The 14,120-nt window shown below is 61.9% G+C and carries 17 protein-coding genes and 1 pseudogene; 10 read left to right on the forward strand and 8 right to left on the reverse strand.

Annotated elements, in window-relative coordinates:
- Window positions 1–54: 54 nt before the first annotated feature.
- The 6 genes and pseudogenes from CDQ91_RS07745 to CDQ91_RS07770 form a co-directional block, all read right to left on the reverse strand.
- Entirely contained in the window at window positions 55–819 is a 765-nt protein-coding gene (locus CDQ91_RS07745; RefSeq protein WP_001389365.1) for an IS6-like element IS6100 family transposase, read from the reverse strand.
- Window positions 820–880: 61 nt separating this feature from the next.
- A pseudogene (locus CDQ91_RS07750) lies at window positions 881–1,228 on the reverse strand (recombinase family protein); the annotation flags it as partial.
- Between the two features lie 175 nt (window positions 1,229–1,403).
- The gene (locus CDQ91_RS07755) at window positions 1,404–1,811 is read right to left on the reverse strand and encodes a hypothetical protein (RefSeq protein WP_144036719.1); all 408 of its coding nucleotides are present in this window, start codon (window positions 1,809–1,811) and stop codon (window positions 1,404–1,406) included.
- A gap of 126 nt (window positions 1,812–1,937) precedes the next feature.
- Entirely contained in the window at window positions 1,938–2,222 is a 285-nt protein-coding gene (locus CDQ91_RS07760) for a type II toxin-antitoxin system RelE/ParE family toxin (protein ID WP_088472149.1), read from the reverse strand.
- Window positions 2,219–2,515, reverse strand: a complete 297-nt coding sequence (locus CDQ91_RS07765) for a CopG family ribbon-helix-helix protein (RefSeq protein ID WP_201791874.1) — start codon at window positions 2,513–2,515, stop codon at window positions 2,219–2,221. The genes CDQ91_RS07760 and CDQ91_RS07765 overlap by 4 nt, the downstream gene beginning before the upstream one ends.
- Before the next feature lie 405 nt (window positions 2,516–2,920).
- Window positions 2,921–3,121 carry a hypothetical protein gene (locus tag CDQ91_RS07770; RefSeq protein ID WP_237245877.1) on the reverse strand — a complete coding sequence of 67 codons (201 nt, stop codon included), beginning with the start codon at window positions 3,119–3,121 and terminating at the stop codon, window positions 2,921–2,923.
- Between the two features lie 280 nt (window positions 3,122–3,401).
- Between CDQ91_RS07770 and CDQ91_RS21230 the strand changes: the two genes are divergently transcribed.
- The 7 genes from CDQ91_RS21230 to CDQ91_RS07810 all read left to right on the forward strand — a co-directional run bounded on the left by CDQ91_RS21230 (window position 3,402) and on the right by CDQ91_RS07810 (window position 9,613).
- Window positions 3,402–3,674, forward strand: coding sequence for a hypothetical protein (locus CDQ91_RS21230; RefSeq protein ID WP_158213634.1), 273 nt, complete (start codon window positions 3,402–3,404; stop codon window positions 3,672–3,674).
- A 32-nt stretch (window positions 3,675–3,706) separates the two neighbouring features.
- Entirely contained in the window at window positions 3,707–4,471 is a 765-nt protein-coding gene (locus CDQ91_RS07780; RefSeq protein WP_001389365.1) for an IS6-like element IS6100 family transposase, read from the forward strand.
- 76 nt (window positions 4,472–4,547) lie between these two features.
- The gene (locus tag CDQ91_RS07790; RefSeq protein WP_158213635.1) at window positions 4,548–4,880 is read left to right on the forward strand and encodes a DUF3604 domain-containing protein; all 333 of its coding nucleotides are present in this window, start codon (window positions 4,548–4,550) and stop codon (window positions 4,878–4,880) included.
- A gap of 180 nt (window positions 4,881–5,060) precedes the next feature.
- Window positions 5,061–5,717, forward strand: coding sequence for a TetR/AcrR family transcriptional regulator (locus CDQ91_RS07795; RefSeq protein ID WP_088472153.1), 657 nt, complete (start codon window positions 5,061–5,063; stop codon window positions 5,715–5,717).
- 119 nt (window positions 5,718–5,836) lie between these two features.
- On the forward strand, window positions 5,837–7,744 hold the full coding sequence (locus CDQ91_RS07800) for a DUF3604 domain-containing protein (protein ID WP_088472154.1): 1,908 nt from the start codon (window positions 5,837–5,839) through the stop codon (window positions 7,742–7,744).
- Window positions 7,745–7,751: 7 nt separating this feature from the next.
- On the forward strand, window positions 7,752–8,630 hold the full coding sequence (locus CDQ91_RS07805) for a peptidyl-prolyl cis-trans isomerase (protein ID WP_088472155.1): 879 nt from the start codon (window positions 7,752–7,754) through the stop codon (window positions 8,628–8,630).
- Window positions 8,627–9,613 (forward strand): HupE/UreJ family protein, encoded by a 987-nt coding sequence (locus CDQ91_RS07810; protein WP_144036720.1) that lies wholly within the window; start codon window positions 8,627–8,629, stop codon window positions 9,611–9,613. Before CDQ91_RS07805 ends, CDQ91_RS07810 begins: the two co-directional genes overlap by 4 nt.
- A gap of 33 nt (window positions 9,614–9,646) precedes the next feature.
- Here CDQ91_RS07810 and CDQ91_RS07815 read toward each other — a convergent pair whose 3' ends face one another.
- Entirely contained in the window at window positions 9,647–10,924 is a 1,278-nt protein-coding gene (locus CDQ91_RS07815; protein ID WP_237245878.1) for an MFS transporter, read from the reverse strand.
- Between the two features lie 73 nt (window positions 10,925–10,997).
- Between CDQ91_RS07815 and CDQ91_RS07820 the strand changes: the two genes are divergently transcribed.
- The 3 genes from CDQ91_RS07820 (at window position 10,998) to CDQ91_RS07830 (ending at window position 12,683) form a co-directional block, all read left to right on the forward strand.
- Entirely contained in the window at window positions 10,998–11,762 is a 765-nt protein-coding gene (locus CDQ91_RS07820; protein ID WP_001389365.1) for an IS6-like element IS6100 family transposase, read from the forward strand.
- Window positions 11,763–11,922: 160 nt separating this feature from the next.
- Window positions 11,923–12,126 carry a hypothetical protein gene (locus CDQ91_RS07825; RefSeq protein WP_174688483.1) on the forward strand — a complete coding sequence of 68 codons (204 nt, stop codon included), beginning with the start codon at window positions 11,923–11,925 and terminating at the stop codon, window positions 12,124–12,126.
- A complete protein-coding gene (locus CDQ91_RS07830) occupies window positions 12,123–12,683 on the forward strand; it encodes a sigma factor-like helix-turn-helix DNA-binding protein (protein WP_088472157.1) in 561 nt (186 codons plus the stop codon). The genes CDQ91_RS07825 and CDQ91_RS07830 overlap by 4 nt, the downstream gene beginning before the upstream one ends.
- 143 nt (window positions 12,684–12,826) lie before the next feature.
- Here CDQ91_RS07830 and CDQ91_RS07835 read toward each other — a convergent pair whose 3' ends face one another.
- On the reverse strand, window positions 12,827–14,086 hold the full coding sequence (locus tag CDQ91_RS07835; protein WP_158213636.1) for an NYN domain-containing protein: 1,260 nt from the start codon (window positions 14,084–14,086) through the stop codon (window positions 12,827–12,829).
- Window positions 14,087–14,120: the final 34 nt, after the last annotated feature.

Genomic DNA, 14,120 nt, shown 5'->3' on the forward strand with positions numbered 1-14,120 from the left:
GGCTCTGTTGCAAAGATTGGCGGCAGTCAGAGGTAGGCTGTCGCTCTGCGCCGATCAGGCGGCTGCTGCGAAATGGTGGTTGAGCATGCCCATGGCCTCCGTCAGCGCCGAGGGCCCAATGCCAAAAGCTCTCTCCACAAGGCGCACCTCGCCCCTGATGCCGGGCTGCAGGCACCAGGGGCGAGCCTGTCCTTTGCGCAGGGCTCGCATGACTTCGAATCCCTTGATCGTGGCATAGGCCGTGGGGATCGATTTGAAACCGCGCACCGGCTTGATCAGTATCTTGAGCTTTCCGTGATCGGCCTCGATCACGTTATTGAGATACTTCACCTGCCGGTGGGCCGTCTCCCGGTCCAGCTTTCCTTCGCGCTTCAATTCGGTGATCGCTGCACCATAGCTCGGCGCTTTGTCGGTATTGAGCGTGGCAGGCTTTTCCCAGTGCTTCAGGCCTCGCAGGGCCTTGCCCAGGAACCGCTTCGCTGCCTTGGCGCTGCGGGTCGGCGACAGGTAGAAATCGATCGTGTCGCCCCGCTTGTCGACTGCCCGGTACAGGTAGGTCCACTTGCCCCGCACCTTGACGTAGGTTTCATCCAGGCGCCAGCTCGGATCAAAGCCACGCCGCCAGAACCAGCGCAGCCGCTTCTCCATCTCCGGGGCGTAGCACTGGACCCAGCGATAGATCGTCGTATGGTCGACCGAAATGCCGCGTTCCGCCAGCATTTCCTCAAGGTCGCGATAGCTGATCGGATAGCGACAATACCAGCGCACCGCCCACAGGATCACATCACCCTGGAAATGGCGCCACTTGAAATCCGTCATCGTTCCGTCCGTCCAATCTCCGCCAAGCATGCTCAAGCTTCACGATTTTTGCAACAGAGCCCGCCAGCGCACCGAACAGCGAGAACAGCAATTCCCCGTGCGGTGTCGCCGTATCCATCTGCTCGGTCAACGACCGGAACGCGATACCGCGCGCCTTCAGGTCAGTGACGATCGCCAGCAGGTGCGGCAACGAGCGCCCGAGGCGATCAAGTTTCCACACTATCAGCGTATCGCCCGCATTCAGATAGTCGAGGCAGGCTTTCAGGCCCGGTCGATCGTCACGGGCACCGGATGCCTTGTCGGTATGCAGATTCCGTGGATCAACGCCGGTTGCGACCAGCGCGTCACGCTGAAGATCGACTGTCTGGCGATCGTCGGCCGACGACACCCGCATATATCCGACCAGCATGTACGACAAACCCCAAAAACCGCTTTGTCATACACTACATCAAAGCGACATGGTTTGTCGCTTATTTATAGGCTGACGTTAGAGCGTTCGCTGAGACAGACTGCATGGGCGTCCGAAAACATGTGGTTTCCGACAGGGCTAAAGCTGCCGGTCGGCAAGCGACCAAAATCAGTCGTTAAGGCTTCTCGCGTTGCTCAATCGAATCGGCGCCAATCCGCCACAACCCTTTACCGGTCCGGGACAGGCTGCTCCGCGCTGTCGTCCACACCAACAGCGTATCCGCTTTCCCGAGACGTATTACACCATCGGCCTTCGCCCTTTCGTAATCGCAGATAGAAGCAATCACCTGACCCTCTGGGCAGCGAACATTGCGAATATAGTAATTTTGATGCGGCCCATAATAGCAGGCGAGCTCATCGCAACGTATCAGGTCAGGAGACTTAATAGCGAAAACGGCCTTCTCGGAATTTAGGCGGGCTGCACCGAGTCCATCTAAATTAGGGCTGACGATGGTGGTTGTGCAACCAGAGGCGAACAGAGCCGCCGCAAAGGCGGCGGCGCTATCGCGCAAAGCGGGCTTCACGTTTAAGGTGTTTCCCCATCGCATGGCCAACTAGAATAGTTGGATTCTGGTCCAACGCAATGTCCGCTGACCACCCATCATTGCCGTTCCTGCCCCGATGCCTGACAAACAGGTGAATTACGCTCACTACGTGATCGGCGGCCACTGGCGCCGTGCGTGCAGCACTCGCAGGATGCGTATCTCATCCGCCGTCACATCATAGATCAGGATATAATTGCGATGGACGACCAACTCGCGCGTCCCGGTCACGCGACCTAGACGGCCTAACGCCGGATGCGCAGCCAAAGGCGTGGATTTTTGCTCGAATAGTTCGTCCAGATCGGTAGCCGCAGCCGGATTGTCGGCCTCGATCCGATCATAAATATAGTCGCGGTCCTGCGTCGCTTCGGGCGTCCAATAGACGGCTTTCATTCGGAAGCGGCGAGCCGCTGCCGGGTTGCGGCGCGGCGTGCCGCGAACTTCGCTTCGACGTCCGCAGCTGGGATGAGTCGTCCGGCATTGGCGGAATCGAGACCGATCTGAACTTGTCGGCGAAACCAGGCGTCATGCTCGCCCGCCTCACGCTGGCCAGTTACATAGTCCCGCATAAAATCGCGGATGAGTTGCGCGCCGGTGCGGTCATGGGCCTTGGCGGCATCGGCAAAAGCGCTTTTCAGGGCTTCATCGACCCTAAAGGTGAACGTGGCTTCGCCCATGCTGAACAACTCCATGTGTTACAAGATGCGTGCATGATAGCACGATCGATGCGGATAGGGAAGCGCTCCAGGACGACGGTGAAACACCATAGCAGCCCACGTGCTGCCGTTCCCGTGGGTGCCTGACAAACAGGTGTTTTGCGCCGCCCGAACGGGGCTGATGGCGCTTAGCGTATATCTGGGTCCGTTCTATGTACCGACCCCTAATCGGCCCGATCGGGACCCGGCGACATGTCGTGTCCATTTCGCTTTCAACGACTTGGCCGAAATCTGAAAGGGTTCCGCATCCGAGCCGATCCACAGCGTTCACTCTACCTCCTCCGCCGTCGGCAGATAATCACACAGTGCAAGGAGTTGATAGAGGTCCCCAAATGACCTGCGGCTATCGCGCGATGCCACCATATCGAGCGATGTTTAACCGATGTTTTCCCGCTTAATCGGTTCCGAGTGTTCACGGCGTTGCAACTCATTCGTCACCGCTTCACGGATGAACAGGGCCAAGCGCCGGTTGCCGACCAGCGCCTCGATACGACGGATCGTGTCGGCTGATAGCCTGATCGTCGTCGGCTTCATTCCTAGCGGCGGGCGTCCCATCGATCCGTCGCTATCGGCCATATCCGTCATCTCCAAGCTAAACACGTTGACGCCACCGTTTATTTAAATATACGACATCGTTTAAGCAATAAACGATGTCGTATATAGCTGCAACGGTCCTCCGCATTGGCCCGCCGGCAATCCGACAGCGCGAATCGCACGGGAGTGCGGGGACTGTGTCGCATCCGCCCCATCGCTTCCGTCCAACCGCCGAGGATGCGGAACGGAGGTGTATATGGACCATGCTGCCCCCCCTATATTGCGCCGGACGCTGTTGGGCGCATTGACGGGCGTCCCAATCGTGGCGCTGGCCGTGCCGTCGCCCTTGGATGATGCGCTGATGCCGCTCCACGATCATTATGAGGATGAACCGGCTGCGCTCGTTCGGACCAAGGAGAAGCGGGGCCTGAGTCGCTTCCGCTATCACAATGCCGAAAGCTTTTTTGAATCGCTGGATCGGGGCTTCTACGATCGGCACGACGAGATGTTCTATCAGTCCGGCATCGTCGCCCAGCTTGCGCTATCGGCCCATCTGCTCGACGTCGGGCTCTGTTGCAAAAATCGTGAAGCTTGAGCATGCTTGGCGGAGATTGGACGGACGGAACGATGACGGATTTCAAGTGGCGCCATTTCCAGGGTGATGTGATCCTGTGGGCGGTGCGCTGGTATTGTCGCTATCCGATCAGCTATCGCGACCTTGAGGAAATGCTGGCGGAACGCGGCATTTCGGTCGACCATACGACGATCTATCGCTGGGTCCAGTGCTACGCCCCGGAGATGGAGAAGCGGCTGCGCTGGTTCTGGCGGCGTGGCTTTGATCCGAGCTGGCGCCTGGATGAAACCTACGTCAAGGTGCGGGGCAAGTGGACCTACCTGTACCGGGCAGTCGACAAGCGGGGCGACACGATCGATTTCTACCTGTCGCCGACCCGCAGCGCCAAGGCAGCGAAGCGGTTCCTGGGCAAGGCCCTGCGAGGCCTGAAGCACTGGGAAAAGCCTGCCACGCTCAATACCGACAAAGCGCCGAGCTATGGTGCAGCGATCACCGAATTGAAGCGCGAAGGAAAGCTGGACCGGGAGACGGCCCACCGGCAGGTGAAGTATCTCAATAACGTGATCGAGGCCGATCACGGAAAGCTCAAGATACTGATCAAGCCGGTGCGCGGTTTCAAATCGATCCCCACGGCCTATGCCACGATCAAGGGATTCGAAGTCATGCGAGCCCTGCGCAAAGGACAGGCTCGCCCCTGGTGCCTGCAGCCCGGCATCAGGGGCGAGGTGCGCCTTGTGGAGAGAGCTTTTGGCATTGGGCCCTCGGCGCTGACGGAGGCCATGGGCATGCTCAACCACCATTTCGCAGCAGCCGCCTGATCGGCGCAGAGCGACAGCCTACCTCTGACTGCCGCCAATCTTTGCAACAGAGCCGGGCGGGCGGCACTTTGAAAAGGTGTTCGACGTCGCCCTATCGGGCGGCCGCAAGGTCGACCCCCGTACCGGCAAGGCACCGCCGGTCGGCAACACGATCAACCGAACAAATCTAACTTACGCCAACACCATCGGCGCACCTTCGCTGCAAGTGCGATGGAGCGATCCCGAGTTCGACCCGGCGACCCTGGCGGCGTACTACGTGCGGGTGCTCGAGATCCCCACCCCGCGCTGGTCGAGCTACGACGCGCATCGCCTGGGACGCGAGCCGCTAGTCAAACAGTCGTTCTCCATCCAGGAGCGCGCGTTTACGTCTCCCATCTGGTACGACGCGCAGATGCCGGTGCGGTACTGATCGGCTGCCGAGGCTGACCACGGTTCCCGACGGGTTTGGAGCTACCTCCCGCCCGGCCTTTATGACTGGCCTCGCAGTGGCTGAACTGGCACAGCCGCGGGCGTCCGGCATCCGCCGGTCGCTACCGCTGCGCGCCTATGCTTACGGCGCGTCTTTGAAGTTGAGGAGCTTACTAGAACGATGAGTGCTGAGGGTCGGCCCAAATCATCCGGCTTTGTCCTTCCCGCCCGGCAGAAGCGCACGGAAGCTGCGCGGGACCGCCTGCTGGACGCGGCGCAGCGCGAGTTTGCTCAGCACGGCTTCAACGGCGCGATTGTCGCCGACCTTGCCCGTGAAGCGAAATGTTCGATCGGCAGCTTTTACCGGCGCTTCAAGGACAAGGAGGCGCTGTTCTTCGCCCTTCAGGAGCAGATGCACGAAACCGAGAGCGCCAACATCGATCGGTTCTTCGACAATCCACGGCGGCTGAGCGAAAGCTTGGATACGATCTTTCAGCGCCTGGTCCTCAATACCTTCCGCACGATGGGCGAACTTTCGGGCTACTTCCGGGCGTTTGTGGAGCTCACCCAGCGCAATGCCATGGTGTGGGAGCGGATGACCGACCTGGAAGCGCAACAAGGCAAGCGGCTTGCCGAATTGGTGGTATCGCGCGGCCTTGTCGCTATGGCTCCTGAGCTGGTCGAAAAGGCCCATCTCGCGACGCGCACGGTGAACGGCTTCGTCATCACGCACGTGCTTTACCAGCCGAGACACTTCTCGCCGAGGGAGCCGCTGGTAGTTGAGCGTCTGGCCGGGATCTTCGACAACTTCATGGATCTTCCCAAGCGGCAATCCTGAACTGCCGCGCTGGCGATCACCTCGGGGCTTGCGCGAAAACCGGAATTGGTGTTCCTGTGTGGTTCGTGAAGAGAGTCGGCGCTGCTGGTGCCCGGCCGCCGCGACAGGAGAGGTCAGCTATGCCCCGCTCAATCAGTGTTTCCCGTCCGGTGCTTCTGGCGGTGCTCGGTGCAGGGCTGGCGTCGTGTACCAGTACCGCGCCCGAGCAGGCGTCCGGCAGCGCATCGCTGGAACGCACCGCCAGCCCCGGCGCGACGGAGAGCCGGCCGCTGACGCTGGCTGAACAAGTGCAGACCCGGCCGCTGTTCGGTGACCTGCACATGCACACGGCTTTCTCGTTCGACGCGTTCACGTTTAAGACCACCGCCACGCCGGACGATGCCTACAGCTTTGCCCAGGGCAACCCGCTGGCGCACCCGGCCGGCGGGGTTTACGAGCTCAACCGCCCGCTCGATTTCCTGGCGGTCACCGACCATGCCGAGTTCATGGGCGTCACCCGCGCCTTTGCCGATCCGGCAAATCCGCTTTCGCAGCTGCCGATCGCCGCCGAAGTGACCAATCCCGATCCAAAGATCGCCTCGGCGGGCTTTCAGCGACTGGCCGGCGCGCTGCGAGACGGGACCATGGAGAGCCTGCTGGGACCACGCAAGAATGCGTCGGCAGTAGTGGAAGATGCCTGGACCCGAGTGAAGGCGGCCGCCAACCGGCACTACCAGCCCGGCAAGTTCACCACCCTGATCGGCTACGAGTTCACTGCCTCGTCCGAAGGACGCAACCTGCACCGCAACGTGATCTACCGCACGGCGGATGCGCCGCTGCCATTCTCCACCGTGCAGAGCCGTGACCCCGCAGACCTGTGGCGCTTCCTGGAAGGCGTGCGCCAGCGCGGCTATCCGGTGCTGTCGATCCCGCACAACTCGAATGCGAGCGACGGGGTGATGTTCGGGCGCGCCGACTACACCGGCAAGCCGATCGACGCGGCGTACGCAGCGCTGCGTCTGCGCAACGAACCGATCGTCGAGGTGACGCAGGTCAAGGGCACGTCCGAGACCCATCCGACGCTGTCGCCGAACGACGAATTCGCCAATTACGAAATCCTGCCGACTTATATCGCATCTCCCAAGCGGGTGACCAAGTTCGCGGGCGGCTATGTCCGCGACGCCCTGGGCGAAGGGCTCGCGATGCAGGATGGTGAGGGGTTCAACCCTTACCGCTTCGGGCTCATCGGCAGCACCGACAGCCACACCGCGATCGCTCCCGTCGACGAGGATAACTACTCCGGCAAAGTTGGCGTGCTGGACGGAACAGCCAAGGCGCGGCTGGACTGCACGTATTGCACGGGATCCGATTATCGCAACTTCGCCGCCGCCGGGCTGGCGGTCGTATGGGCTCCGCAGAACACGCGCGAGGCTGTGTGGGATGCGCTGGCGCGCAAGGAGACCTACGCCACCACCGGCCCGCGGATGCAGGTCCGCTTCTTTGGCGGGTGGGATTACGGCGCGGTGCAACCGGGCCGCGGCAATTGGATCGAGCAGGCTTATGCCCGCGGCGTACCGATGGGCGGCACGCTGATGTCCCGGCGGTCCGGCCGGCCAGTGTTCCTGGTTTCCGCGCTCAAGGACCCCGAGGGAGCCAATCTCGATCGCGTTCAGATCGTCAAGGTCTGGACTAAGGGCGGGCGGCACTTTGAAAAGGTGTTCGACGTCGCCCTATCGGGCGGCCGCAAGGTCGACCCCCGTACCGGCAAGGCACCGCCGGTCGGCAACACCATCAACCGCAAGACAATGACCTTCGCCAACACCATCGGCGCACCTTCCTTGCAGGCACGATGGAGTGATCCGGAGTTCGACCCCGCGACCTTGGCCGCCTACTACGTGCGGGTGCTTGAAATCCCGACCCCTCGCTGGTCGAGCTACGACGCGCACCGGCTTGGCCGCGAACCTTTGACAGACTGGGCGTTCTCGATCCAGGAGCGGGCATTCACGTCGCCCATCTGGTACGACGCGCAAAAGCCGGTGCGGTACTGATTCAGCGATGACAGCTCCATCCTGGCGGGCGCGGGCGAAGAGTCTCGCCCGCAACCCGCTGTTCCACTTCGTCGTGATCGGGGCGCTTTTGTTTGTCGCCTTCAGCGTGCGCAACGGGGGTGACGAGCAAGGTTCCTCCACGATCGAGGTCGACGAAGGCCGGGTGCGCTGGCTGGCGGAAACCTTTGCCGTGCAGTTCGGTCACAAGCCCAACCGGACCGAACTGAACAGCATGATCAACGCCTATGTGACCGAGGAGATGAGCTACCGCGAGGCGCTCGCCCTTGGTCTCGATCAGGACGACACCATCGTCCGCCGGCGGATGATCCAGAAGTACGACTTCCTCAAGCTGGACGAGCAGCCGTCGGCGCCGAGCGAAGCGGAGCTGAAGCAGTTCTATCAGCAGAACGCGGCCAAGTACCGAACCCCGCAACTGGTGACGCTGTGCCAGGCATATGTGCTTGCCGTGCCCGACCGCTCGGTTGCGATGGTCCGGGTGCGAGCTCTGGCAAATGACCTTGAGCAGGCCCGCGCCGACGTGAACACGGCGGGCGATCCGATCGAGATTCCCGCCTGTCTTGAAGATGCAGATCAGGAAGAGCTGCGCCGCCTGTTCGGGGTGTTCTTTGCGCAAACAATGCTGAAGTTGCCGACCGGCCGATGGATCGCGCCGGTTGAGTCCGGTTACGGCTTCCACGCGGTCCTCGTTACATCGCGACGCGACGGTCCGCCCATCTCGCTCGAAGCAGGACGCGAGCGGGTGTTGGCCGACTGGCGCCGGACGGCCAGCGCCAAGCTCCGCGCGGAACGCATGGCTCAGCTGCGCTCCCGATACGATGTCGAGATCGATAGCGGCGCCGTGGCCGCTCAAGCCGGCAAGCGGTGACCTTGCTACGCCTGGTGCTGGCCGCCTGGGCGCTGGTCCTCGCCGCCGGACAAGTGAGCGCGCACGAGATCCGGCCCGTCTCGCTGGAAGTCCGCGAAGTGGCGCAGGATCGCTACGCGGTCCGCTGGAAAGTGCCGGCGGTTGAGGGCCGCATCATGGCTATCCGTCCCCGCTTCGCCGCGAAATGTACCGGGTGGCGCGATATCATGCCGCGCCCGGACGGAGATTCAGCGGTCGCGCGGTTCCAGGTCCGCTGCCCGGGCGGCATCGCCGGCACGCGCATCGCGCTCGAGAACCTCAGCCGCACAATGATCGATGGCGTGGTGACGGTGGAACTGTTGTCGGGGCAGACCAGCGTCACGCGGGTGCGGCCCACCGCGCCGAGCATGGTCGTGCCGGCCAGCACGAGCGCGCTGGAGGTGTTCCGCGACTATGTGGTGGTGGGTGTCGAGCATATCTGGTTCGGCCCCGACCACCTGCTGTTCGTGCTGGCCCTGCTGCTGCTGGTTGACGGATGGCGCAGACTGGTCGTGACAGCGACAGCCTTCACCTTGGCGCACAGCCTGACGCTCTCGCTTGCCGCGCTGGGCGTGCTCAGGATCCCGGTGCCGCCGATCGAAGCGCTGATCGCGTTGTCGATCCTGTACATGGCGGTGGAGCTGGTGCGCAAAGCGCGCGGGGAAGAGCGCTCGCAGGTCAGCCCCTGGCTGCTGGCCTTCGCCTTTGGCCTGCTGCACGGCCTCGGCTTTGCCAGCGCCTTGGCGGAAGTGGGTCTGCCCAATCACCAGATCCCGGCTGCCTTGCTGGCGTTCAACGTGGGGGTGGAGATCGGCCAGATCGCCTTCATCGTGGTCGTTCTCGCCCTGCGGGAAGCGCTCAGGCGGATATCCGCGCCGGCTGAGCGAGCGGCTTACTGGTGCGCGGTCTATGGCATCGGCGGAATGGCCAGTTTCTGGGTGATCGACCGCGTCGCGGGCTTCTAGTCTCCGTGCCAACGCGCCTACTGGGCGCTGGCTCTATCGGTTCGGTCCCTCGGCCGCTCGTTCAGCAACAGTTGCTTCCGCCTTCGGGAGCGCGCGATAGGAGTAGATAACGAGCGCCGCCGCGATCGGTGCGACGCCGATCAACGACAGAATACCGGTCTGCAAGTCGCCCACCAGCTTTCCGTCCACCACGCTTCCGGCCGAATCCGAAATCTGCCCGACCATGTAGGGACCGAAGACCAGCCCGACCAAGGTCGTGCCGAGCAGGAACGCCGCGGTAGCGGTTCCGCGCATCCGTGGCAGGACCAGATCCTGGCTGGTCGCCGCGGCCGCCGCCAGGGCAGCCGACCCGAACATCACCGCCAGGAAGTTCATGGAGTAGAACAAGGTCGGATTGACTGTCGTATAGCCGATCCAGATGGGAATGACCGGCGCCACAACCCCGAACAGCACCACGAGCACCCGGCCGGCCGGATTGCGCAGGCGCCAGGCATCGGCGGTCCGCCCGCCAAGGATAACACCCAGGAAGCCGGCCGCTGCCCCGTTCGCGCCGAGGATGAACGCCAGTTCCTGCTTGGGCAGCTGAAGCACCGTTTCGGCATAAGGCGGCGACCAGAAGGCCAGTGCATACGCCGTCAGCGAGACCATGCCGTTGCCGATCGTCAGGCAGACAAACGCCGGCGTCCCCCAGATCAGGCGGAAGGTCGCCGGATCGCGCGCCCGCAGCGATGTCGCCCACGAGAATATCGCGTAATAACCTAGGCCCACGGCGGACCACTGGGGGAAGTTGCCGGTCAGCTCGATCATGAAGACCGCCAGCCCAGCCATGATGGCGGCGAAGCCGAGGTTGAGCACCAGCGCCCCGAACCCGCGCCGCGCCGCGCCGATCAGCGTGAACGGAGGAACGATCGTGGACAGATCGGCAACGAACTCCCGGAACGGGTGCGCCGTCTTGCCAGTGCCGTCCCGCGCCGGTTCGCGCAGCGTTGCCACCCATGCCGCCACCAGCAGACCGGGTATGCCGACCACCAGAAAGGCCGCTTGCCACCCGACCAAGCCGAGCGGGCCGCCCGCCGGGAACGCCTGATTCCACCGCTGAACAATGGAGGCGCCGATCAGCAGCGACACGCCTCCGCCGAGATACAGCCCGGACGAATAGATCGCCAGCGCCGTCGCGCGGCGGCCGGCGGGAAAGTAGTCGGAGATCAGCGAATATGCGGTGGGGCTGGCGGTCGCCTCTCCCACGCCGACACCCATGCGGGCGAACGACAGTGTCAGCTGGTTGCGGGCAAATCCCGACAGCGCGGTCATCGTAGACCACAGGGCTCTGTTGCAAAAATCGTGAAGCTTGAGCATGCTTGGCGGAGATTGGACGGACGGAACGATGACGGATTTCAAGTGGCGCCATTTCCAGGGTGATGTGATCCTGTGGGCGGTGCGCTGGTATTGTCGCTATCCGATCAGCTATCGCGACCTTGAGGAAATGCTGGCGGAACGCGGCATTTCGGTCGACCATACGACGATCTATCGCTGGGTCCAGTGCTACGCCCCGGAGATGGAGAAGCGGCTGCGCTGGTTCTGGCGGCGTGGCTTTGATCCGAGCTGGCGCCTGGATGAAACCTACGTCAAGGTGCGGGGCAAGTGGACCTACCTGTACCGGGCAGTCGACAAGCGGGGCGACACGATCGATTTCTACCTGTCGCCGACCCGCAGCGCCAAGGCAGCGAAGCGGTTCCTGGGCAAGGCCCTGCGAGGCCTGAAGCACTGGGAAAAGCCTGCCACGCTCAATACCGACAAAGCGCCGAGCTATGGTGCAGCGATCACCGAATTGAAGCGCGAAGGAAAGCTGGACCGGGAGACGGCCCACCGGCAGGTGAAGTATCTCAATAACGTGATCGAGGCCGATCACGGAAAGCTCAAGATACTGATCAAGCCGGTGCGCGGTTTCAAATCGATCCCCACGGCCTATGCCACGATCAAGGGATTCGAAGTCATGCGAGCCCTGCGCAAAGGACAGGCTCGCCCCTGGTGCCTGCAGCCCGGCATCAGGGGCGAGGTGCGCCTTGTGGAGAGAGCTTTTGGCATTGGGCCCTCGGCGCTGACGGAGGCCATGGGCATGCTCAACCACCATTTCGCAGCAGCCGCCTGATCGGCGCAGAGCGACAGCCTACCTCTGACTGCCGCCAATCTTTGCAACAGAGCCCGACGTCGGATTTCCGGACGAATGGAACGCCCGCCATATCCGGCTCGATGTCGCGAAGGGAATGGCCTACGCCAATGCTACTGGCTTCGCGTATCGATGCTCCGACATGGCGCGACTGGCGGTGGTTCTCTCGCCCTATTGGAAATGGGGCCATGCGCATCAGTCCGACCAGTCGCGACCCGACGATGGCGCGTTCGCCATCGGAGAGGTACGCCCGATCCTGCGGGCCTTGCTGGACCGGGTGCATGACGTAACGGGCCATCCGCGTCCCCATGGCTGGCGCCGTCGCGTAGAGGCGGCACGGCCATGACGCAGGACATGCTGGCGCTTTACGAAGCCGCCGTGGAAGAGCTTCCACCGCTGACGCGCTTGGTCTTTCTGCTGCACCGCGTCGACGATCTTTCCTATGGGCAGATTGCCGACCGGCTGACGATCACGACCCGAGCCGTGGAATGCTGCTTGTCCGAAGCCTTGGCGATGATTTGTGCATTCTTCGATGGCGATAAGCCGCGACGCTGCCGGCGCAAACCGCTGGCGCAGGCCGAAGCCGCGCTTCGCCAGCGCCACCGGGTCTATTGCGAGCGTCGGCTGCGCCTCGTAGGCATCCGCATCGCTTGGGACGACAATGGCGACGACGATCACGCCATAAGCCAAATCATGCTGCGAGCGATGCCGCGGCCGCTCCGCGAAACTTTCATGCTGCACCGCGATCATCTGACACGTGAGCAGTTGGCGATCCGCATGAAGATGCGCCAATGGGTCGTGCGCTGGTGGATGTTCTGCCTCGATGGCTATTTCGCCCTCTGGCCAAAGACCTTTGAAGAATGGCTTTGCTCGACAGCCTTACGCCATTCACGAGTCAGGTAATGCAGATTACTGCCGGATAAGTTGATGTGAACTGCCGGATTGGAACCGACGGATTAGCGGCCAACGCTATGTCAAACTTTTGGGAACTGTCGGCAGATTGGCGCACTTCAGTCGGGGGGCATCATGGGATACCCAGATGTGTATCAGGATCCTTCATTCAGAGGTTCAAGTCCCAGCCAATCGGCGATCGACACCTCTGACTCCGGGCTCACCTGGATACCCAGCGAGGCGGCGCGATCGAGAAGAGCATTATAGAAAGCGTTGCCGATCTGGTCCGCAGACGGCGCGATCTCGGCATCCAGCCGGGCTCCACCAAACTGACAGCCCCGCACGACGTAAGCAACCGACCCGCGAGCCACCTTGGCCCCGTGCCTTTCAGCCATCTCGTCTCGCGTCCAGCGCGTTGCTTCGGTGAAGTTGAAGGTGTTATCTGTTGCGTAAGACGACAGTGAGCGAAATAGGATTGGCCAATCCTTTTGTTCGATCCGTGGGAAATCAAGAGCACGCATGAATAGCGCCACTGTCTCCGGCACATTTGCCACCTGTACGTCTGAAGCAGCGACCGGGGGCTGATGCCTTTCATCATCCCACAGATGATGATTGGAGGTCCTCAGATGTTGCAATTTTAATCCGACGACGGCGGCAGAAAAGGTTTTGCGCCCAAACCAGTTAGATCGCTTCGCCGAGGGGCATATCCTTGCAGCTTCGACAGCGAGAGCCGCTAGACTCAGCGGCCCACTTGCCTCATCGTATCGACGGCGGATGAAATCTGCGAAACGTGTTTCTTCATCTTGCTCCTGACCGACCGGTGCAATCTGCTTGCTGCCAGAATCGAATGCATCTGGAGTAGTTTCCTCTGCCTCGCCGTTCAGTATCGAGACCAGAGCATCAAAGTCGACAATCCGATCGGCGAGCGCGGTATAAGCCGAGGCCAAATAGCTCGGCGACATAATGGCGATCCTGCGATCCTCGGCGCGTATCCTTTGCAGGAGAGGCGTGAAGTCGGCATCTCCCGACGCGATAACGAACTCATCAAAACGCGTGTGATGGGCCAATAGATCAAGGACGTCCAAAACGATCCTGATATCCGCTGCATTCTTGCCCTGCCGTGTCACGGCCGGGCAATCGATTACCTCAAAGCCTGCACGAACCAGGCCGGGTCGAAATCGGGAAAAGTAAACTCGCTCCTTTCGGTCTGCGGCTGCATACACAAACCCTGCGGGGTTGAGGTAGCAGCGGGCAACGAGCCATCGCCGGGGTTCACCATTTAGGTGGGTATTCGCCAGAACCTGGAGCCAGTCACTCGGATCTGAGGCAAAACGAAGGGCGGCATCTCGATCCAGATCCCACAAGGATATGAACACATTGTCGAAATCGATAAGTAGCGCAGTCTTTGTGGGCAAGGATATGCTCCGATTCGAAGGAGATAGCTGACGT

The sequence above is a fragment of the Sphingopyxis witflariensis genome (genome assembly GCF_002205635.1).
GTDB lineage: Bacteria > Pseudomonadota > Alphaproteobacteria > Sphingomonadales > Sphingomonadaceae > Sphingopyxis > Sphingopyxis witflariensis.